Genomic DNA, 21,699 nt, shown 5'->3' on the forward strand with positions numbered 1-21,699 from the left:
GCGACGCGACGGCAACGGGTGCGGGGATGGGTCGAGTCGTGCGTAGGAGCGCCCTCCGGGTGGCCTCCCCGGTGCTGGCGACGCTGCCGGCCCTCGCCCTGGCGGCGGGGCTGCCGGACGCGGCGCGCGCCCAGCCCACCCTCAACGACCGCATCAACGCGGGCGCCTCCAAGAGCGCGAACCAGCAGCGCCTCCTCGTGGAGGCGCAGGAACTCGTCTACGACAACGACCGCAACACGGTCTCGGCGGTCGGCAATGCCGAGCTGCATTACGGCGCCCGCACGCTGCTGGCCGACCGGGTGCGCTACGACCGCGACAGCGGCCGGGTCTTCGCCGAGGGCAACGTCCGGCTCACCGACGAGACCGGCGCCATCGTCACCGGCGACCGGATGGAGCTGACGGACGATTTCCGCAACGGCTTCATCGATTCCCTGCGCCTGCAGCAGACGATCTCGCCGCGCGGGCGGGTGGCGCGGGTGCGGTTCTCGGCCCCGCGGGCCGAGCGGGTCGACGGCGAGACCACCACCTTCGAGCGCGGCACCTACACGGCCTGCGAGCCCTGCAAGGACCATCCCGAGCGCCCGCCCCTCTGGCAGGTCAAGGCCGCGCGGATCATCCACAACAATCAGGAGCGGCGCATCTACTACGAGGATGCCTCGATCGAGATCGGCGGCATCCCGGTCGCGTACCTGCCCTACTTCTACACCTCGGACCCGACGGTGCGGCGCGAGACCGGCTTCCTCACGCCCCACTTCGTGAATTCGAGCGTGTTCGGCTACGGCATCGGCACGCCGTTCTTCTGGAACATCGCGCCCGACTACGACCTGACGGTGACGCCGACCTTCTCGACCAAGCAGGGCGTGCTCGGCCAGCTGGAGTGGCGCCAGCGCCTCGCCAACGGCTTCTACAACCTGCGGCTCAGCGGCATCTTCCAGTCGACGCCGAGCGTCTTCCTCGCCTCGCCGCTCGGGCCGGGCGACCGGGAGTTCCGCGGCTCGATCGAATCGGCGGGCCAGTTCTACCTGAGCCCGCAATGGCGCGCGGGCTGGGACGTGGTCGGCGTCACCGACAAGTGGTTCCTCGACAATTACCGCATCCGCAACCAGGCCATCTCCACCGACTATTTCCGCGAGGCGGTCTCCACCGCCTACCTGATCGGCCAGGGCGACCGCTCCTGGTTCGAGGCGCGGGCCTACTACTTCAAGGGCCTGTCGACCTACGACTGGCAGAAGCAGCAGCCGATCGTCGCCCCGGTGATCGACTACGACAAGCGCGTCAACGGCCCCGACCCGCTCGGCGGCGAGGTGCGCGTGCAGATGAACTTCCAGAACCTGACGCGCGACGCGACCCAGTACCAGGAGGTGCCGCGCACCCGGTCCTACCTGCTGTCGCCGAGCCTCTACGGGATCTCCTACCCGCTCTACCCGACCTGCACGGTCTTCGAGCGCGGCCAGTGCGTGGTGCGCGGCCTCGCCGGCACCGACACCCGCCTCTCCACCCAGGTCTCCTGGCGACGGGAATTCATCGACGAGTTCGGGCAGGTCTGGCAGCCCTTCGCGTACCTGCGCACCGACGCCTTCTACGTCGACCCGAACACGAGGTCGTACCAGAACAGCCAGATCACCAACCTGTTCTCGCCCGACGTCGACTTCTCCGGCCGGGTGACGCCGGCGGTCGGGCTGGAATACCGCTACCCGTTCGTGGCCGATCTGGGCGGGCTCGGGGTGCACACGGTGACGCCGATCGCCCAGGTGATCGCGCGGCCGAGCGAGACGCATATCGGGCGGCTGCCGAACGAGGACGCCCAGAGCCTCGTCTTCGACGACACCTCCCTGTTCCAGTGGGACAAGTTCTCGGGCTACGACCGCGTCGAGGGCGGCGTGCGCGCCAATCTGGGCGCCGAGTACGCCATCACCACCCGGACGGGGTTCCACCTCAACGCCATGTTCGGCGAATCGATCGCTGTGGCGGGCGTGAACTCCTTCCGGCGCGGCGACATCGCCAATGTCGGGCTGAATTCGGGGCTGGAGACCCAGGGCTCGGACTTCGTGTCCCGGCTCCAGGTCTCGCCGAACCAGAACATCAGCTTCATCACCCGGGCGCGCTTCGACAACGACACCTTCGCGCTCAAGCGGCTGGAGACCGGCATCTTCGCCAAGCTGTCGCCCTTCCTGCCCCTCGACACCTCGCTGCTCTACGCCCGCTACGCCGCCCAGCCGGCGCTCGGCTACGATTACCGACGCGAGGGCATCCAGGCCGCGGCCACCTACAGCATCACGCCGAACTGGTTCATCACCGGCTCGCTGCTCCTCGACCTCTCGCACTACCTCGAAGTGCGCGACCAGTACGCCGCCTCGCTCGACGCCTACCTGCTCAACCCGGTCGGCACGCCGCCGGTCTACGCCAAGGGCAACAAGTTCTACGTCTCGTCGGCGCAGTTCGGGTTCGGCTACCGGGACGAGTGCACGACCGTGTCGCTGAGCTACTATACCTCGCCGATCGAGACGGCGGTGGGCCTGCGCGAGCGGAACCAGACCGTGCTGCTGCGCCTTGAGCTGCGCACGCTCGGCGAGGCGAACCTGCGCCAGAACCTGAATTCCAGCACGACCACGGACGGGATCGCCACGACGACGGTGCGGTGACGGCCCGGCCGGCAGGAGACGCGCCATGCGCCAGATCCTCGCCCTGACCCAGGGCGACCCGGCGGGCATCGGCCCGGAGATCGCGCTCAAGGCCTGGGCCTCCCGCGAGGCGGCGGGGCTGGCGCCCTTCGTGCTGATCGGCGACCCGGACTTCATGGCGGAGCGGGCCGCGCGCCTGGGCCTCGCCGTGCCGGTCGCGGCCGCCGCGCCCGAGGAGGCCGCCGCCGCCTTTTCCCGGGCGCTCCCGGTCTGGCCGCTGGGCGAGCGGGTGCGGGCCGAGCCCGGCCGCCCCGACCCGGCGACGGCGCCCGCGACCCTGGCCTCGATCGAGGCGGCGGTGCGGCTGGTGCGCGAGGGCCGGGCGGCGGCCCTGGTCACGAACCCGATCGCCAAGCACGTGCTCTACGCGGCGGGGTTCCGCCATCCCGGCCACACGGAGTACCTCGCCGCCCTCGCGGCGGGGCCCGACGGCGTCGCGCCGCGGCCCGTGATGCTGCTGTGGTCGGAGCTGCTGGCGGTGGTGCCGGTGACGATCCACGTGCCCCTGCGGCAGGTGCCGGAGCTGCTGACCGAGGACCTCGTCGTCGAGACGGCCCGCATCGTCGACCGGGATCTGCGGGCGCGGTTCGGCCTCGCGCGGCCGCGGCTGGTCCTGGCCGGCCTCAACCCGCACGCGGGCGAGGAGGGCGGCATCGGCCACGAGGACAGGGACGTGCTCGCCCCGGCGGTGGCGCGGCTGCGCGCCGAGGGGATCGAGATCCGCGGCCCGCTCCCCGCCGACACGCTGTTCCACGCCCGGGCGCGGGCCGGCTACGACGTCGCCCTCGCCCCGACCCACGACCAGGCGCTGATCCCGATCAAGACGCTGGCCTTCGACGAGGGGGTGAACGTGACGCTCGGCCTGCCCTTCCTGCGCACCTCGCCGGACCACGGCACGGCCTTCGACATCGCCGCGCGCGGCATCGCCGAGCCCGCCAGCCTGATCGCGGCGCTGCGCCTCGCCGGGCGCCTGGCGGCGGCCGGCCGCCCGGCCGCGTGAGCGCGGACGGGATGAGTGCGGACGCGGTGAGCGCGGACGGGCTGCCTCCCCTGCGGGAGGTCGTGCGGGCGCACGACCTGATGCCCCGCAAGGCGCTCGGCCAGAACTTCCTGTTCGACCTCAACCTGACGGGCCGGATCGCGCGCGCGGCCGGGCCGCTCGCGGGCGTGACCGTGGTGGAGGTCGGCCCGGGACCGGGCGGGCTCACCCGCGCGCTCCTCGCCGAGGGCGCGGCCCGGGTGGTCGCGATCGAGCGCGACGAGCGGGCGCTGCCGGCCCTGGCCGAGATCGCCGCGCATTACCCGGGCCGGCTCACCGTGGTCCAGGCGGACGCGCTCGCCTTCGACCCGCGCCCGCTCGTCGGCGCGGGGCCGGCGCGGATCGTGGCGAACCTGCCCTACAATGTCAGCACGGCGCTGCTGACCGGCTGGCTCGCCGCGGAGGCGTGGCCGCCCTGGTTCGACTCGCTGACCCTGATGTTCCAGCGCGAGGTGGCCGAGCGCATCGTGGCCGACGAGCGCGACCGGGCGAATTACGGGCGGCTCGGGGTCCTGTGCGGCTGGCGGACGCAGGCGCGCATCCTGTTCGACGTGCCGCCCTCCGCCTTCGTGCCGCCCCCGAAGGTGACGTCGAGCGTGGTGCGGCTGGTGCCGCGCGCCGCGCCCCTGCCCTGCCGGGTGCGGGCGCTGGAGGCGGTGACGGGCGCGGCCTTCGGCCAGCGCCGCAAGATGCTGCGCCAGAGCCTGCGGGCCGCGACGCCGGATCCCGGCCCGCTCCTCGCCGCCGCCGGCATCCCCGAGACGGCCCGGGCCGAGGAGGTGCCGGTGGCGGGCTTCGTGGCGATGGCGCGGGCGCTCGCGCCGCCGTGAGCGCCCGTCGGCGAGGGCGGCCCGCCGGCGGAGCCTCGGCCGTCAAGAGAAGGCGCGGGTCGGCGGCAGGACCGCGACGAGCCGGATCGGCGTCGCGAACGGCGCGGACGAGGCCGGTCGCGGGAGCGGAGGATGACCCGAACGGCGAGGGCGGGGGACCTGCGGGCCCCCCGCGCGCCGGTCAGCGGGTCTGCTGGATCGCCGAGAGCAGCCAGGGCCCGCCGCGGTCGCGGCGGAAGGTCCAGATCTCGACCGCCTCCGGATCGCCGTTGGCGACGACGCGGCCCGAGCCGCGCTCCACGGTCACGTCGCGCAGGGCGTAGCGCATGGCCACCGTGGCGTAGTCGGTCGGGCCCTCGCGCCACGCCTCCGACAGGTCGCCCTGCAGGAGCTTCACGTCGGCGATGCGGTTGATCACGCCGCGGGCGGCGTTGGCCTGCAGCTCCTCGGTGAAGTAGTCGGCCATCTCGGGCGTCGCGAGGCGGCGGAGCGTGCCCACATCCTCGGCGCCGTAGGCGAGCTGGATCTGGGTCAGGGAGCGCTCGAAGGCCTCGAAATCGGCCGGGCCGATGCCGACCTGATCGCGCTGCGGCGGCCCGGCCGGGCGCGCGCCGCCCCCGCCGAGGCCCGTCATCGGGTTCGGGCCCGGAGGCGGGCCGGAGCGGGCGTAGCCGCCGGCCATGGCCGGCTCGGCCTGGCGCCGCCGGAAGAAGCGCACGGCCAGCATCACGAGGCCGACCAGCAGGCCGACCTGGAGCAGGAAGCCCAGGAAGGAGCCGAAGCCGCCGATGCCGCCGAAGAAGCCGCTGCCGAGGAGCGCGCCGAGCAGGCCCGCGCCGAGAAGGCCGGCGAAGAAGCCGCCGCCGAAGCGCGGCCGGGCCGGCTGCGGCGCGTAGCCGGGATTGTTCATGGTCGGGCCGGGGGCCGTCTGCGAGCGCTGGATCGGGCCGGACATGCCGGGAGCCGTGGTGGTCGGGGCCGGCGCCGAGTAGGTGCGCGAGCCGCGCGAGCCCATCCCGGAGCCCGACGAGCCGCCTGGACGCGCCTCGCCGGCCGTCGACGCCACGGCCATCAGGGCCGCGAGACCGAGGGCCGCCGCCGTCCGGCGGCCGCGGGAGAAGGTGGTCATCATCGGTTCAATTCGCCTCACGCAGTCTACTCGGGCGAGGATCGCCCTCGCAGGATATGGGGAGCGTCGCTTCGCAGTAAAAGGGAGGGCGCGGGGCGCCCCACCCAGCGTCTAGGGTGGTCCGAGATGCGCACCATCTGCGAGGGCGGGCAGTTCCGCCAGGACGAAATTTTTTTCGCCCCCCGGATTAACCCGGACGTGTTCTTCGTCAGGCCGCGACCCCGGGACGGGGCGGGCGCGGCGGATCGGCGGCCGGGAAGCTGAGGCGCAGACACGTGCCCTCGCCGAGGGTGCTGCGCAGCCCGACCGCGCCGCCCTGGCGCTTCATCAGCGCGTGGAGGATGGCGAGCCCGGTGCCGCGGCCGGGCTCGCGGGTGGTGAAGAAGGGTTCGAGGGCGCGGGCCAGCACCTCGGGGGGCATGCCGCTGCCCGTATCGGCGATCGTCAGCACCACGTGGCGGCCGAGGGTGCCGTCCGCCGCGACGCCCTCGCCGCCGTGGTTGGCGGTGGTCAGGGTGACGCGGCCGCCCTCCGGCATCGCCTCGCGGGCGTTGGTGAGCACGACCGCGAGGATGAACTCGGTCTGGACCGGGTCGAGGCAGGCCGGCCACAGCGCCTCGTCGAGGGCGAGGGTGAGCGCGACGCCCTCGCCCAGGATCGCGCGGGCGCGGGGCTCGCAGCCGCGCAGGAGGGCGTTGAGGTCGGTCGCGCGCGGCTCCGGCCGGTGCTTGCGCGAGAAGGCGAGGAGGTGGCGGGTCAGGGCCGAGGCGCGCTCGGCCGCGTCGGTGGCCCGGGTGAGCGCGCGCTGCACGAAGGGGTCCGGGTGCTCGCCGAGGCGGCGCTTCAGGCCGTCGACGTAGCCGACCAGGATCTGCAGCAGGTTGTTGAACTCGTGGGCGACGCCGTTGGTGAGCTGGCCCAGGGCCTCGCGCCGCTGCGCCTGGGCGAGGGCGGATTCGAGGTCGCGGCGGCGGGAGACGTCGAGCCACTGGACGAGGCGCAGGTCCGGCGCGCCGTCGATGGGCGAGAGGTGGAGCGAGGCCCAGAAGCTGCACCCGTCGCGGCGGCGCAGGAGCAGGTCCGCGTTCGCGGCCACGTCGCCGCGCAGGAGCGCCCGCAGGGCGCCCGCATTCTCCGCGTCGGCGCCGAGGGCCGCGAGGGCCTGCCCGGCGAGGGCGTCCGGCTCCTCGCCGAGGGCGCGGGCGGCGGCCGCGTTCGCCCGGCGGATCGCCCCGTCGCGGCCCAGCAGCAGCGACGGCAGGGGCGAGGCGCCGAGCGCGGTCCACAGCAGGGCGAAAGGGGCCTCCGGCGCGGCCTCGGGCGCGAGCAGATCCGACACGTCAGCCCCTCGCTGGCGGCGGTGGCGGACCCGCCGCGCGTCGTTCCGGCGCGGCCGGCGGCCGGCCGCGCCCGGATCCTACGCCGGCGCCGGCGGCCAGGCGAGTCGCCGCGACCGGGCCGGTCGCCGCGACCGGGCGGGTCGCCGCGACCGGCCGCTACCACATGTCGAGGGCGACGCGGGCCTCGTCGGACATCCGGCTCTGGTCCCAGGGCGGGTCGAACACCATGGTGACGGTGCAGCCCTGCACGCCCGGCACGGCCGCGACGGCGTTCTCCACCCAGCCCGGCATCTCGCCCGCGACCGGGCAGCCCGGGGCGGTGAGCGTCATGTCGATCGCCACGTGGCGGTCGTCGCTGATGTCGACCTTGTAGATCAGGCCGAGCTCGTAGATGTCGGCCGGGATCTCCGGGTCGTAGACGGTCTTGAGGGCGGCCACGATGCCGTCGGTGAGCCGGTCGAGCTCGTCCGGCGGCAGGGCGGAGCCGGTCTCTGGCGCGGTGTCGGTCATCGGGGTCCCTACGCGAACATCATCTCGGCCTTGGCGAGCGCCGCGACCAGCGCGTCGACCTCGTCCCGCGTATTATACAGTCCGAACGAGGCGCGACAGGTCGATGTGGTGCCGAAACGACTGAGCAGCGGCATCGCGCAATGGGTGCCGGCCCGCACCGCCACGCCCTGGCGGTCGATCACCGTGGCGATGTCGTGGGCGTGCGCGCCCTTCATCTCGAAGGAGATCACCGCGCCCTTGGACCGCGCCCGCCCGATGATGCGCAGCGCGTTCATCTCCGAGAGGCGCTGATGCGCGTAGGCCGAGAGGGCGGCCTCGTGCGCGGCGATCCTCTCGCGGCCGAGATTCATCATGAATTCGAGGGCCGCCCCGAGGCCGACCGCCTCGACGATCGCCGGGGTGCCGGCCTCGAAGCGGTGCGGCGGCTCGTTGTAGGTGATGGCGTCCTCGGTGACGGTCTGGATCATCTCGCCGCCGCCCTGGTAGGGGGGCAGGCGCTCCAGCCACTCCTTCTTGCCGTAGAGCACGCCGATGCCGGTCGGCCCGTAGACCTTGTGGCCGGTGAAGACGAAGAAGTCGCAGTCGAGGTCCTGCACGTCGATGCTCTGGTGCACGGCGCTCTGGGCGCCGTCGAGGAGCACCGGCACGCCGTGCGCGTGCGCGATGCGCACGATCTCCTTGGCGGGCGTGATCGTGCCGAGCACGTTCGACATGTGGGTGATGGCCACCATGCGGGTGCGCGGCGTGAACAGCTTCTCGAAGGCCTCGACCAGGAAGTTGCCCTCGTCGTCGACGGGCGCCCACTTGATCACCGCGCCCCGGCGCTCGCGCAGGAAGTGCCAGGGCACGATGTTGGAATGGTGCTCCATGATCGACAGGATGATCTCGTCCCCCTCCCCGATCAGGCCGGCCCAGCCCATCGACGAGGCGACGAGGTTGTAGGCCTCGGTGGCGTTGCGGGTGAAGATGATCTCGTCCGTCGAGCGGGCGTTGAGGAACAGCCGCGCGGTCTCGCGGGCGCCCTCGTAGCCCTCGGTGGCGGCGTTCGCCATGAAGTGCAGGCCGCGATGGACGTTGGCGTAGGCCGTCTCCATCGTGCGGGTCATGGCCTCGATCACCACCCGCGGCTTCTGGGCCGAGGCGGCGTTGTCGAGGTAGACGAGGGGCTTGCCGTAGACCGTCCGCGACAGGATCGGGAATTCGGCCCGGATCGCCGCGACGTCGTAGGGCGGGAGGACGGGTGCGTTCATCGCGTGTCGCTCTCTGGTCTCCGGGGCCGGGATGGCCTTCCCGGGAACGGGACCGCGCGGACTCGCCTCACCCGCTCCGGGGAGGCTCCCGCGCGATCCCGGCGCTCACCGCCACGCGGCGAGCCAAGTCTCCGCCGCGGCGCTCATCGCCGCGCGGCGAGCCAGGTCTCCACCGCGGCGATCATCGCCGCGCGGGCGCCCTCGTGGGTGACGGCCTCGATGGCCTCGCCCAGGAAGGCCTGGATCATCAGCCCCTCCGCCTCGGCCCGCGGCAGCCCGCGCGCCATCAGGTAGAAGAGCAGGTCCTCGTCCGGCGCCCCGCAGGTCGCGCCGTGGCCGCAGGCCACGTCGTCGGCGAAGATCTCCAGCTCCGGCTTGTTCATCATCTGCCCCTCGTCGCTGAGGAGGAGGCAGTCGGACTTCATCTTGCCGTCGGTCTTCTGGGCGACCTGCGCGACGATGATCTTGCCCTGGAACACGCCGGTGGCGTCGCCGTCGATCACGGTCTTGAACTGCTCGCGGCTGATGCCGCCGGGGGCGGCATGGTCGGCGAGCAGCGTCGAATCCCCGAGCTGCCCGTCCTTCAGCATGGTGGCGCCGTTGACCTGCGCGGTCGCCTCCGCGCCGGCGAAGAGCAGGAAGATCTGGTGGCGCGCGAAGGCGGCTCCGGTCGCGACGTTCACGGTCTCCAGGTGCGACTTGGCCCCGAGCTTGACCGAGAGGGTCGAGAGGGCGACCGCCCCGCCGCCCTCGCGGTTGAGCCGCGCGTGCCGCAGGGTGGCGCCGTCGCCGACCACCGCGTCGAGGGCGTCGTTCGGCTGGTAGCCGACGCCGTCCGGCCCCTCGTGGCTCTCGACCAGGGTCAGCGCCGCCCCCTCCTCCAGCACCACGAGGGTGCGGGTGGCGGTGGAGAAAGCCTCCGCGCCGGTGCCGACGAAGCGCAGGTGCAGCGGCCGCTCCGGCCTGGCGCCGGCCGTGACCCGGATCAAGGCCCCGTCCGCCATGAAGGCGGTGTTGAGCTGGTAGATCGGATTGTCGCGGGCCTGCGCCACCGGCGTGAACTCGGCCGTGAGGGCGTGGCCGTCGGTCAGCGCCTCGACCAGGGGCACGACCTCGACGCCGTCCGGCATCGCGCCGAGATCCGACAGGGCCGGGACGAGGTGGCCGTTGACGAAGGTCAGCCGCGCCGCCTCGACGGTGGCGAAGCCCTCCGCCCGCACGATCGCGGTGCGGGCCGCCTCCGGGCTCGGCGGCTCGGCGGGCGCCGCCGCCTCGCGCAGGGCCGCCCTGAGGTCGGAATACTTGAAGGCCTCGACGCGGCGATGGGGCAGGCCCGCCGCCTCGAAGAAGCGGAAGGCCTCCTCGCGGGCGATGGCCGAGCCCGGCAGCTTCAGGCGCCGGACCTGGAACAGGGCGGCGAGGCCGGTCTCGGCCGCATTGCGCAGGGGGGTGATCTCCGCCATGGTCACGCCGCCTCCGCGCCGCGATACTCGGCGTAGCCGCTCGCCTCGAGTTCGAGGGCGAGTTCCTTGCCGCCCGACTTCACGACCCGGCCCTGGGACATCACGTGCACGGTGTCGGGCACGATGTGGTTGAGGAGCCGCTGGTAGTGGGTGATGACGAGGAAGCTGCGCTTGGGGTCGCGCAGGGCGTTCACGCCCTCGGAGACGATGCGCAGGGCGTCGATGTCGAGGCCGGAATCGGTCTCGTCGAGGACGCAGAAGCGCGGCTCCAGCAGCGCCATCTGCAGGATCTCCATGCGCTTCTTCTCGCCGCCGGAGAAGCCGACGTTGAGGGCGCGCTTGAGCATCTCGCGGTTGATCTCGAGCCTGTCGGCGGCGCCGTAGACGCGGCGCATGAAGTCGGGCGTGGACAATTCGTCCTCGCCGCGGGCCTTGCGCTGCGCGTTCAGCGCCGCCTTGAGGAAGGTCATGGTGGCGACGCCCGGGATCTCCAGCGGGTACTGGAAGGCCAGGAAGATGCCGGCGGCGGCGCGCTCGTCGGGGGCCATCTCCAGGATGTTCTCGCCGTCGAGCAGCACCTCGCCGTCCAGCACCTCGTAATCGGCCTTGCCGGCGATCACGTAGGAGAGGGTCGACTTGCCGGAGCCGTTCGGGCCCATGATGGCCGCGATTTCACCGTCGGCCACCGTGAGGTCGAGGCCGTTGAGGATGCGCTTGTCCTCGATCTGGACGACCAGGTTCTTGATTTCGAGCATGAATCTTCACCGTTCAGGGGGACGGCCGGGAGCAGGGCGGCCATCCGCGGAGGGGCCGGGAGGCGGCACCCGCCGGGGGGACCGGAACCCGGCGGGTCGAGGCGGAGCGGGGCACGGGGGCCCGCCCTCACCCCACCGAGCCTTCGAGGCTGATCGAGATCAGCTTCTGCGCCTCGACCGCGAACTCCATGGGCAATTGCTGCAGCACGTCGCGCACGAAGCCGTTCACGATCAGCGCCCGCGCCTCCTCCTCGCCGAGGCCGCGCTGCTGGCAGTAGAACAGCTGCTCCTCGGAGATCTTGGAGGTGGTCGCCTCGTGCTCGAACACCGCGCTGGCGTTCTTCGACTCGATGTAGGGCACGGTGTGCGCCCCGCACTGGTCGCCGATCAGCAGCGAGTCGCAATTGGTGAAGTTGCGGGCGTTGCTGGCCTTCTTGTGCGCCGAGACGAGGCCCCGATAGGTGTTCTGCGAGCGCCCGGCCGAGATGCCCTTCGAGATGATCCGGCTCGTCGTGTTCTTGCCGAGATGGATCATCTTGGTGCCGGAATCGACCTGCTGCATGCCGTTCGAGACCGCGATCGAGTAGAACTCACCGCGCGAGCCGTCGCCGCGCAGGATGCAGGACGGGTACTTCCAGGTGATCGCCGAGCCGGTCTCGACCTGCGTCCACGAGATCTTGGAATTGGCGCCGCGGCAATCGCCGCGCTTGGTCACGAAGTTGTAGATGCCGCCGCGGCCCTGGGCGTCGCCCGGGTACCAGTTCTGCACCGTCGAGTACTTGATCTCGGCGTCGTCGAGGGCGACGAGCTCGACCACCGCGGCGTGGAGCTGGTTGTCGTCGCGGCGCGGGGCGGTGCAGCCCTCCAGGTACGAGACGTAGGAGCCCTTGTCGGCGATGATCAGCGTGCGCTCGAACTGGCCCGTGTCGCGCTCGTTGATGCGGAAGTAGGTCGACAGCTCCATCGGGCAGCGCACGCCCGGCGGGATGTAGACGAAGGACCCGTCCGAGAACACGGCCGAGTTGAGCGTCGCGAAGAAGTTGTCGGTCACCGGCACGACCGAGCCGAGGTACTTGCGCACGAGGTCGGGGTGCTCGCGCAGGGCCTCCGAGATCGGCATGAAGATGACGCCGGCCTTGGCCAGCTCGGCCTTGAAGGTGGTCGCCACCGAGACCGAGTCGAACACGGCGTCGACCGCGACGCGGTTCTCGGGCGCGATGCCCTCCAGCGCCTCGACCTCGCGCAGCGGGATGCCGAGCTTCTCGTAGGTCTTCAGGATCTCGGGATCGATCTCATCGAGCGACTGCGCCGCCTTCCGCTTCGGGGCGGCGTAATAGTAGAGGTTGTCGTAGTCGATCCTGTCGTACGAGACCCGCGCCCAGTCCGGCTCGCGCATCGTCAGCCAGCGCCGATAGGCGTCGAGGCGCCATTCCAGCATCCATTCCGGCTCCTGCTTCTTGGCCGAGATGAAGCGGATCACGTCCTCGGAGAGGCCCTTCTCGGACTTCTCCATCTCGATCGTGGTCTCGAATCCGTACTTGTACTGATCGACGTCGATGGCGCGAACGCGATCGACCGTCTCCTGCACTGCAGGCATTCCCGTCTCCTACCGCTGACGGCTTCAAGGGCCGCGGGTTGATGACACGGCCGGTGCGGGGTGCGCGGTCACGCGGCCCTCTCCCGACGCTTATATAGGGTGGCCAGCAGCCGATCGAAGACCGACAGGAACCGATCCCCGTCCGCCTCCCGGCTCGACCACCCGAAACTGACGCGCAAGGCGCATGCCGCCAGGCCGGCGGGGACGCCCATGGCGGCGAGGACCGTCGAGCGCCCGACCTTGCCCGAGGCGCAGGCCGAACCCGACGAGACCGCCACCCCGCCGAGGTCGAAGGCGATGAGCGCGGTCGCCGCCTCCAGCCCCGGCACCCCGAGGCAGGCGGTGTTGGGCAGGCGCGCCGCGCCCGCCCCGAAGATCACCGCGTCCGGCGCCCGGGCGCGGATCCCCGCCTCGAGGGCGTCGCGCAGCCGCGCGAGCCGCGCCGCCTCGGCGGCGAGCCCGCGCGCCGCGATCTCCGCCGCCACGCCCATCCCGACGAGGCCGGCGAGGTTCTCGGTGCCGCCCCGCAGCCGCGCCTCCTGGCCGCCGCCGCGCACGAGACCGCCGTCGAGCGCGACGTCCTCGGCCAGGACCAGGGCGCCCACCCCCTTCGGGCCGGCGAACTTGTGGCCCGAGAGCGTCAGCGCGTCGAGTCCGGAGCCGGCGAAATCCAGCGGAATCCGCCCGGCCGCCTGGACGGCGTCGCAGTGGACCAGGGCGGCGCCGTGCCGCCGGGCCAGGGCGACCACCGCGGCGAGGGGCTGGAGCACCCCGGTCTCGTTGTTGGCCGCCTGCAGGGAGATCAGCACCCCCTCCCCGGCGAGCGCCGCGAGGCGCGCCTCGAGATGGGCGAGGTCGACGACGCCCGCCGCGTCGACCGGCAGGATCTCGGCCGAGGCGGCCGGGAAGCGGTGGCCCGCCAGGATGCAGGGATGCTCCGTCGCCCCGACCAGGAGCCGGGTCGGGGCGGGCGCGCCGCGCCGCGCCAGGGCGCCGGAGAGCGCCGCGTTCGCCGCCTCGGTGCCGCCGCTCGTGAAGGTCACGCGGGCGGGCGCCGCCCCGACGAGGCCCGCCACCCGCGCGCGGGCGGTCTCCAGGGCCGCGCGGGCGGCCCGCCCCTCCCGGTGCACCGAGGAGGGATTGCCGGGAAGGTCGAGGAGCGCGCGCGCGACCGCCTCCGCCACCTCCGGTCGCACCGGCGCGGTCGCGTTGTGGTCGAGATAGACGCGGTCTGCTGCCTGCACCTGCCGATTTCCTTTGCCTTGCCCCCCGGGAGCCGTGCTAAGGCGCCGTCGACACACGCGTTCCGCACGCCGCCGGGCGGCTGGCGCGAGGGCCGCGAATGGGCCGGACACGGGCTTTTTAGAATTGTTCTAACGCGGTAGAACCATTCTAAGGGTGCTTGTAGGGGAGCCTCCCCCCGAGTCAAGGCTCCGGCCGACCCGCCGCATTCGCGCTGCCCGCATGCCTCGCCCGGCCGATCGCTCGTTGAAGAGGTTCACGCATGCCCGAGGTCATCTTCGCCGGCCCGGCCGGCCGCCTGGAGGGACGCTACCAAGCTCCCAAGCAGAGGGGCGCCCCGATCGCCATCGTGCTGCACCCGCACCCGCAATTCGGCGGCACGATGAACAACCAGATCGTGTATAACCTGTTCTATACTTTCGCGAATCGCGGCTTCGCGACGCTGCGCTTCAACTTCCGCGGCGTCGGGCGCAGCCAGGGCTCGTTCGACCACGGGGCGGGCGAATTGTCCGACGCGGCCGCGGCCCTGGACTGGGTGCAGGCGGTGAACCCGGAGGCGCGGGCCTGCTGGATCGCCGGCGTGTCGTTCGGCTCCTGGATCGGCATGCAGCTCCTGATGCGCCGGCCGGAAGTGGAGGGCTTCATCTCGATCGCCGCCATGGCGAACCGCTTCGACTTCAGCTTCCTCGCCCCCTGCCCGTCCTCGGGCCTGTTCGTGCACGGCTCCGAGGACCGGGTCGCCCCGGCCCGCGAGGTCATGCCGGTGATCGAGAAGGTGAAGACCCAGAAGGGCGTCGTGATCGAGCACCAGATCGTCGAGGGCGCCAACCACTTCTTCGACGGCAAGATCGACGAGCTCGGCCAGACGGTCGAGGCCTATCTCGACAAGCGGCTCGGCAAGCGGGACGAGGCCGCCGCCTGACGGGGCGCCGCGCAACCTGAAGGCGCGCACAACCTAGGATTACGTCCGCCCCTTGCCGAATAACCGTCGGTTCGCTAGGGACGGGGAATGCGGGACCGAGGGGCGCCAGGGCGCCCGGCGCGACCCCGCCTGTCCGATCCGGCGGGCCGAATGGCGCAGCGAGCAGCGACCCCGACCTCCGCGCGCCCCGCCCCGGGGCTCGGGCCGGACGAGGTCGCCGCGCGGGTCGCGGAGCTCGCCCCGGGCCGGCGGCTCACGCTGACCGGGCTCGGCCGGGAGACCCTGCGCGCGATCCTGGCCGAGGGACCGGCGGGCCGGCGCAGCCTGCTCTTCCTCGCGCCGGGCCCGGTCGCGAGCGCCGAGGCGGTGCTCGACCGGATCCTCGACGACCTCGCGGACCTCGCCCTGGCCCGCTGGCCGGACTGGCCCCGGGACGAGGCTCCGGCCGCGACGCCCGTCTCGGGCCCGTGGCGCAGGGCCGCGGCGAAATGCGCCGCGTCCGGTCGCCCGCCCCGCTTCCGCCGCTGCGCGCGGGCCTTCGAACTCGCCCAGCTCCTGCCGGTGATCGATCCCGGCGGCGTGATCCTGGCGGCGGAGATCGACCCGGTCTCGCCGGCGCGGGCCGCCCCGGTGATCGCCGCCCTCGAAGGCTGCCTCCTGCACGGGGCGGCCGGCCTGTTCGTCCTCCCGGCCGCGCCGCCGCCGGTCCCGCCCTACGACCGCATCCTCTACGGCGCCCTGGCGGCGGCGGCGCCCGCGGAGCCCGCCCGCGCCCGCTTCCTGCCGCCCTCCCGCGCCCATCCGGCGAGCGGGACGGAGCGGCGCCTGGAGGAGGCCCTGCGGCGCGACCCGGAGCTCGGCCCGCTCTTCTCGGGCAACGAGCCCGTCGCGCTCGCCGGCTACGGCGCGCCGCGGGTCGATCAGCTCTGGCGGTCGGGCCGCGTCGTGGTGGAGATCGACGGGCCCGAGCACCGCGGCGAGGCGCGCTTCGCCGAGGACCGCCACCGCGACTACGAGCTCCTGGTGGCCGGCTACCTCGTGCTGCGCCTCACCAACGCGCAGGTCGAGACCGACCTGCAGCGGGCCATCGAGAAGATCCGCACCGTCGTGCGGTTCCGGCGGGCGCAAGGAGAGGCTTGAGCGGATGAGCGAGACCCTGACGCCCCGGCGCGGGCTGATCCTGTGGTGCCTGCTCGGGAGGCAGGGCTCGGCCCTGCAGAGCGAGGTGCGGCCCGCGGTCGCGCGGCTCGACCGGGAGGCCCTGATCGAGCGCGGGCTCGTCGCGGCGGAGAAGCAGGGGCGCTCGCTCCGGCTGACCGTGACCGAGCGGGGCTGGCGCTGGGCGAGCGACCACCTGCACGCGCCGCTGCCCGAGACGTTTCGCGCGCTGCAGGATTGGCTGGGGCTGATCGCGCGCCACCTCGACGCGACCGGCGCCACGCTCGCCGACCTCGTGGGCGAGGCCCCGGCGCCCACGCGGGAGGCCCTGCCGGCGCGGCAGGCGAGGATCCTGCGGGCCCTGATCGACGCGCAGGGATCCGCCTCGCCGCGCGACCTCAAGCCGGCGGCCGCCCGGGCCGACCGGGAGGCGCTGGTGGCGGCCGGCCTCGTCGCGCAGGAGCCGCGGGGGCGCTCCGTGCAGCTCACGATCACGGAGGCGGGCCGGCACTGGGCGCGGACGCATCTCGGCCTGGCGCTGCCGGGGGGGCAGGAGGCGGCGCCCGCGCCCGCCCCGCTCGAGCGGATCGAGGCGGCCTACCTCGCGCTCACGGACGGGCGCCGGCGCGAGGCGGTCCGCCTCAGCCGCATCCGGGCGGAACTCGCCGATCTCGACCGGGCCAGCGTCGATGCCGGCCTCGCCCTGATCCTGCGGGAGGGCCGCAAGGCCCGCCTGATGCAGATCACCGATCCGCGCGGCCTCGACGCCGCCGAGCGGGCGGCCGCCTTCAGCCCGGCCGGCGAGCCCTTCCACCTCCTCTGGATCGAGCCATGACCGACGCCCTCGACGCCCTGCGCCGGGTCGATTTCGACTGGGTGAACACCCTCGACAGCGTCTGGATCGACGCCGGGGCGGCTCCCGGGCCGAACAGCCCCCACGCCGCCGGGATCGTGCGCGAGCTCGTGCGGCGCGCCCGCGCGCCCGAGGACAAGCTCAAGGGTGCGGTCCTCGTCGGCCAGTCCGGCATCGGGAAGACGCACCTCGTCGGCGAGATGCGCCGGGAGATCTGGCGAGCGGGCGGCTGGTTCGTGCTCCTCGACGTGCTCGGGCTCGCCGATTTCTGGCGCAGCACGGCCCTGAGCTACCTCACCGCCCTCCTCCACCGGATGCCGGACGGGCGCCGGCAATGCGAGGCGGTGCTGGCCGGGGTGGCCCGGCGCTTCAACGTCGAGCAGCAGGTCGAGCAGGCCTTCGCCACGCCGGACATTGACGCGCGCCGCGTCGTCGACCTCCTGGTGCGGGCGCTGACGCAGATCGACATGGCGCGGGCCCTCCGGCACCAGGACGTGTTCCGGGCTCTCTGCCTCTTGCGGGCGAGCGACATCGGCGTCGTCGGCCTCGCCCATGCGTGGCTGCAGGGGCACGACGCCGACGAGGAGGCGCGCCGGGCCCTCGGCTTCCGCAGCGCCCCGCCGCCGCCGGCGGAGCTCGTGGCGGGGATGTCCTGGGTGATGAGCCTCGCGGGCCCGACCCTGGTGGCCGTCGACCAGATCGACGGGGTCGTCAGCCCGGCGAGCGCCGCCCTCGGGGAGGATTTCGAGCCGGGGCCGAACCTCGCCGCCGTGCTCACCGCGGGGCTGCTCGAACTGCACGACGTCCGCCACCGGGGCCAGACCGTGGTCACCTGCCTGGTCGATTCCTGGGAGCGCATCCGGGAGAACGGCCTCAAATCGGGGACCGAGCGCTTCGAGCCGCCGGTCGCGCTGCTGGGCATGAACGACCGCAGGGCGGCGAGCGCGCTCGTGGTCGACCGGCTGGGGCGCGCCTACGCGGAGGCCGGCTTCACCCCGCCCTTCCCGACCTGGCCCTTCGGCGAGGTCGCGATCGCCGAGGCCGCCGCCTCCGGCATGATGCCGCGCACGCTGCTGATGCGCTGCGACGCGCATCGCCGCGCCTGCCTGGAGCGGGGGACCGTCACGGTCTGCGAGAGCCTGATCGCCGAGGCGCCGCCGCGCGACCCGGGCACGCCGCGGGCGCCCTTCGACCTCGCGGCGGCCGCGCGGGCGGCCGACATCGCCGGCCTCCTCGACGGCGAGGACGACGCGATCGGCCCGCTCCTGCGCGACGCCTTCGACCTCTACGCCCTGCAGGCGCCGCCGCACGAGCGGGTCGAGATCGTCAACCGGGGCGACCCCGACCAGCGGATCCCGCCCCTGCACGGCCGGCTGACCTTCATCTTCCGGGACGACAACGACCGCGAGCGCCACATCTGCTACCGGGGCCTGACGCAGCGCCACGCCATCGCGTTCCAGGCGCGGCTGCGGGCGGCGCTCACCGCCTCGGGCATCCGCACGCGCCTGCATCACCGCGAACTCGTCCTGGTGCGGCGCGGCCCGCCGCCCGGCGGCGCCAAGACGCAGCAGCTCTTCGACGTCTTCACCCGGGCGGGCGGGCGGCTGATCGACCCCGCCGACGCGGATCTGCGCCTCCTGGTCGCCCTGCAGACTCTGCGGGCGCGGGCGGTGGCCGAGGGCCGCCTCGCCGAGTTCGAGGCCTGGATGCGGGCCGCGCGGCCCCTCGACGGGCTCGGCTTCTTCCGCGCCGCGGGCCTCGGCGAGGCGGCCGCGCTCGCCCCCCCGCCCGCCGAGGGCGCGACCAGGATCCCGCCCCGCCGGCACGCGGCGGGCCGCCCCGCGCCGGACGCGCCGCCGTTCGATCCCGACCCGACCTCGCGCATCTCGGCGGAGGGGATTGCGCCGGAGGCGAAGGTCGCGCCGGAGGCGAGGGGCGCGCCGGAGCCGCGCCGGGAGACGCCTCCTGGACCCCGTGCGGAGGCGATCCCGGACCGCATCCCGCTCGGCCGTCGCACGACGCCGGAGGCCGAGCCCGTGGACCTCGCGACCGCGCTGCTGCGCCGGCACACGGCGATCATCGCGGGTTCGGGGTCGGGCAAGACCGTGCTGTTGCGCCGCATCGTCGAGGAGGCGGCGCTCGCCGGCCTCCCGGCCATCGTGGTCGACCCGAACAACGACCTCTCGCGGCTCGGCGATCCCTGGCCGGAGCCGCCCGTCGGCTTCACGGCGCAGGACGAGGCCCGGGCGGGCCGCTACCGGGCGCAGGTCGAGGTGGTGGTCTGGACGCCCGGCCTGCGGGCCGGCAACCCGCTCTTCGTGCCCGCGATGCCCGACTTCTCCGGCCTCGGCGGCGACGCGGACGAGCGCGACCAGGCCGTCGAGATGGCGGTCGAGACGCTCGCGCCGCTCGCGGTGGCGGGCGGCCGCCGGGAGCTGCAGCGGGGCGTGCTGGCCGACGCGCTGCGCTACTTCGCCGGGCGGGGCGGCGGCGACCTGCCGGACTTCACGGCCCTGCTCTCCGACCTGCCGGACGGGATCAGCCTGATCGGCGACGCGGGCCGGCTCGCCGCCGGCATGGCCAACCAGCTCCACGCCGCCGTGGCGACGAACCCGCTGCTGCGGGCCGAGGGCCCGGTGATCGACCCGGCGCTGCTGTTCTTCGGCCGGGACCCGGCCCGCACCCGGATCTCGGTCGTCAACCTGTCGGGCCTCGCCTCCGAGGCGGCGCGCGAGGACTTCGTGAACCGCCTGCAGATGACGCTGTTCGGCTGGATCAAGCGGCACCCGTCGCCCCGCGGGCTGCTCTACGTGATGGACGAGGCGCAGACCTTCCTGCCCGCCCAGCGCCAGCCGCCGAGCCTCGGCAGCGGCATCAAGCTCGCCGCGCAGGGGCGCAAGTACGGGCTCGGAATGATCCTCGCCACGCAGGCGCCGCGGGGCATCCACAATCAGATCGTGTCGAACTGCACCACGCAGTTCCTCGGCCGCCAAGCGAGTCCGGCCACGATCGCGGCGGCGCACGACATCCTCTCCGCCAAGGGCGGCGGGGCGGGCGACATCGGCAAGCTCAAGGCCGGGGAATTCTACTTCTCGACCGAGGGATCGGGCCGCCCCGCGAAGCTGCGCACGCCCTACTGCCTCAGCCACCACCCGGCGAACCCGCCGACCCCCGAGGAGGTGACGGTGCGGGCGCACCGCGCCGCGCAGGTGCTGGCGGGCGGGTGATCCGACATCCGACGGATCGCGTCGCGATGCGGATGTCGGCTTCCCTCAAGCGCCGCGCGGGCTTGGGATACGCATCCGACGGATCGCGTCGCGATGCGGATGTCGGCTTCCCTCAAGCGCCGCGCGGGCGTGTCATGCGCTGTCCGGACAGCGCATGAGCAGGGGGCCCGGACGATCCCGGCCCGCGGCTCACGCCCGGTCCGGGACGGTGATGCGGAAGCGGGCCCCGACGCGGGTCGGATCCAGGGACAGGGTGCCCCCGTGCAGCCGGGTGAGCTCCGCCGCGATGGCGAGGCCGAGCCCGGTGCCCCCCGGTCGGGTCGAACCCTGGAAGGGCGAGAACAGGTTCGCCCGCGCGCGCTCCGGCAGGCCCGGGCCGTTGTCGGCGATCAGGATCGTCACCACCTCCCCGTCCCGGCGGCCCTCCAGCGTGACCAGGGGCGGCGATCCGCAGGCCGTGCCGGCGAGCGCCAGGGCCTGCACGGCGTTGCGCACGAGGTTGATCACCACCCGCGAGAGCTGGTCGGGATCGGCATCGACCAGGAGTGCCCCGGGCGTGCGGTCCACCACCCGGATGTCGGTCCCGGGCTCCATCCCGGCGAGGTCGACGGCGTCGGCCAGGATCGGCTTGAGGAGCGTGAGCCGCCGCTCCGGCACCCGCTCGGCGGCCCGGCCGTAGGCGAGCGTCGCCTCGCAGTAGCGGATCGCCCGGTCCAGGGTCGCCATCAGGCGCGGCGCCACCCGCTGCGCCGCCGGATCGGCGCTCGCCTCCAGACGGTCGCCCAGGAGCTGGGCCGTGGTCAGCAGGTTGCGCAGCTCGTGATTGATCTTGCTCACCGACAGGCCGAGATCGGCGAGCCGCCGCTTCTGGCGCAGCTCGCCCGCCAGCACGGTCTCCATGCGGGCGAGGGCCGTCTCGGCGAGCCCGATCTCGTCGCGGCGCCAGGAGGGCGCGATCAGGCGCGAGGCGTCCTCCGGGTCGTCCGCGAAGGCCGCGATGTTGCGCGTCAGGCGCAGGACGGGGCGGACGATCGAGACCTGCAGGGCGAGGAAGACCAGGAGCCCGGTGATCCCGGAGATCGCCATCGAGGTCATCAGGATGCGCCAGGAGAAGTCGATCAGCGCGGCGCGCAGGGGGGCGGGGTCGAGCAGGATCTCGACGAAGTCGACCCCGTCCATGCCGTGGCCGACCACCCGGATCGGCCCCTCGCCCGGGTGCCAGAGGGTCTGCCACGCCCCGGCGATCATGTCGCCCCAGCTCGACTCGCGCAGGTCCACCGCCTCGCTGACCTCGGAGGGCATCTCCGTCACGGTGATGAGCCGGCGGGTGCCGCCGGCGCGAAGCGCGATCGCCCGGGCGCCGACCCCGGTCAGCAGGCGCCGGGCGAGGTCGTCCGAGACCTTCGCGGACGGGGCGGCGTCGAGGACCAGGGCCGCCACCTGGGCGGCCGCGACCCGGTCCGACAGCCAGGTGCGCCGGAAATTGGCGACGCTCGGCACGTAGATCAGGATCTCGGCGATCAGCACGAACAGGATCGTCAGCAGCAGCAGACGGCCGGAGAGGCCGAATCGGCTGGACTGGGCGCCCAGGGCGCCGCGCTCCCGCATGGCATCGGCGAGACGCAACGAGCTCCACCCTCCCCGAATGCACCGTCTCGACGGGCGCTATCCTGGCGCGACGCCGCGAACAAGCCGCCGTAAAG

The 21,699-nt window shown here is 73.4% G+C and carries 16 protein-coding genes; 7 read left to right on the forward strand and 9 right to left on the reverse strand.

The window, feature by feature from the left end:
* Positions 1–26 precede the first annotated feature (26 nt).
* From MET2598_RS0112325 to rsmA, 3 genes are read left to right on the forward strand one after another with little or no spacing between them, the layout of a single operon-like run.
* Positions 27–2,642: an LPS-assembly protein LptD gene (locus MET2598_RS0112325; protein WP_026190685.1), complete on the forward strand. Its 2,616-nt coding sequence runs from the start codon at positions 27–29 to the stop codon at positions 2,640–2,642.
* Between the two features lie 25 nt (positions 2,643–2,667).
* Positions 2,668–3,681: a 4-hydroxythreonine-4-phosphate dehydrogenase PdxA gene (gene pdxA / locus MET2598_RS0112330; protein WP_018261033.1), complete on the forward strand. Its 1,014-nt coding sequence runs from the start codon at positions 2,668–2,670 to the stop codon at positions 3,679–3,681.
* Positions 3,682–3,692: 11 nt separating this feature from the next.
* Positions 3,693–4,550: a 16S rRNA (adenine(1518)-N(6)/adenine(1519)-N(6))-dimethyltransferase RsmA gene (gene rsmA / locus MET2598_RS0112335; protein WP_018261034.1), complete on the forward strand. Its 858-nt coding sequence runs from the start codon at positions 3,693–3,695 to the stop codon at positions 4,548–4,550.
* A 181-nt stretch (positions 4,551–4,731) separates the two neighbouring features.
* Here rsmA and MET2598_RS0112340 read toward each other — a convergent pair whose 3' ends face one another.
* From MET2598_RS0112340 to MET2598_RS0112375, 8 genes are all read right to left on the reverse strand, one after another.
* Positions 4,732–5,682, reverse strand: coding sequence for a TIM44-like domain-containing protein (locus MET2598_RS0112340; RefSeq protein WP_018261035.1), 951 nt, complete (start codon positions 5,680–5,682; stop codon positions 4,732–4,734).
* Positions 5,683–5,887: 205 nt separating this feature from the next.
* Positions 5,888–7,018, reverse strand: coding sequence for an ATP-binding protein (locus tag MET2598_RS0112345; protein ID WP_018261036.1), 1,131 nt, complete (start codon positions 7,016–7,018; stop codon positions 5,888–5,890).
* Between the two features lie 157 nt (positions 7,019–7,175).
* Entirely contained in the window at positions 7,176–7,529 is a 354-nt protein-coding gene (locus MET2598_RS0112350; protein WP_012334817.1) for an SUF system Fe-S cluster assembly protein, read from the reverse strand.
* Positions 7,530–7,537: 8 nt separating this feature from the next.
* A complete protein-coding gene (locus tag MET2598_RS0112355) occupies positions 7,538–8,779 on the reverse strand; it encodes a cysteine desulfurase (RefSeq protein WP_018261037.1) in 1,242 nt (413 codons plus the stop codon).
* A gap of 143 nt (positions 8,780–8,922) precedes the next feature.
* Positions 8,923–10,242: a SufB/SufD family protein gene (locus MET2598_RS0112360; RefSeq protein WP_026190686.1), complete on the reverse strand. Its 1,320-nt coding sequence runs from the start codon at positions 10,240–10,242 to the stop codon at positions 8,923–8,925.
* A 2-nt stretch (positions 10,243–10,244) separates the two neighbouring features.
* The gene (gene sufC, locus MET2598_RS0112365) at positions 10,245–10,997 is read right to left on the reverse strand and encodes a Fe-S cluster assembly ATPase SufC (protein ID WP_012334820.1); all 753 of its coding nucleotides are present in this window, start codon (positions 10,995–10,997) and stop codon (positions 10,245–10,247) included.
* A 127-nt stretch (positions 10,998–11,124) separates the two neighbouring features.
* A complete protein-coding gene (gene sufB / locus MET2598_RS0112370) occupies positions 11,125–12,594 on the reverse strand; it encodes a Fe-S cluster assembly protein SufB (RefSeq protein WP_026190687.1) in 1,470 nt (489 codons plus the stop codon).
* Positions 12,595–12,662: 68 nt separating this feature from the next.
* Positions 12,663–13,838, reverse strand: coding sequence for a cysteine desulfurase family protein (locus MET2598_RS0112375; RefSeq protein WP_012334822.1), 1,176 nt, complete (start codon positions 13,836–13,838; stop codon positions 12,663–12,665).
* Positions 13,839–14,098: 260 nt separating this feature from the next.
* Here MET2598_RS0112375 and MET2598_RS0112380 point away from each other — a divergent pair, with 260 nt between their 5' ends.
* The 4 genes from MET2598_RS0112380 (at position 14,099) to MET2598_RS0112395 (ending at position 19,996) form a co-directional block, all read left to right on the forward strand.
* The gene (locus tag MET2598_RS0112380) at positions 14,099–14,758 is read left to right on the forward strand and encodes an alpha/beta hydrolase (protein WP_012334823.1); all 660 of its coding nucleotides are present in this window, start codon (positions 14,099–14,101) and stop codon (positions 14,756–14,758) included.
* A gap of 150 nt (positions 14,759–14,908) precedes the next feature.
* Positions 14,909–15,898: an endonuclease domain-containing protein gene (locus MET2598_RS0112385; RefSeq protein ID WP_018261040.1), complete on the forward strand. Its 990-nt coding sequence runs from the start codon at positions 14,909–14,911 to the stop codon at positions 15,896–15,898.
* Positions 15,899–15,902: 4 nt separating this feature from the next.
* A complete protein-coding gene (locus MET2598_RS0112390) occupies positions 15,903–16,751 on the forward strand; it encodes a hypothetical protein (protein WP_018261041.1) in 849 nt (282 codons plus the stop codon).
* On the forward strand, positions 16,748–19,996 hold the full coding sequence (locus MET2598_RS0112395; protein ID WP_018261042.1) for an ATP-binding protein: 3,249 nt from the start codon (positions 16,748–16,750) through the stop codon (positions 19,994–19,996). Before MET2598_RS0112390 ends, MET2598_RS0112395 begins: the two co-directional genes overlap by 4 nt.
* A 189-nt stretch (positions 19,997–20,185) precedes the next feature.
* Here MET2598_RS0112395 and MET2598_RS0112400 read toward each other — a convergent pair whose 3' ends face one another.
* Complete coding sequence (locus tag MET2598_RS0112400; protein ID WP_018261043.1) at positions 20,186–21,604, reverse strand: sensor histidine kinase; 1,419 nt, start codon at positions 21,602–21,604, stop codon at positions 20,186–20,188.
* Positions 21,605–21,699: the final 95 nt, after the last annotated feature.

The organism is Methylobacterium sp. WSM2598 (genome assembly GCF_000379105.1).
GTDB lineage: Bacteria > Pseudomonadota > Alphaproteobacteria > Rhizobiales > Beijerinckiaceae > Methylobacterium.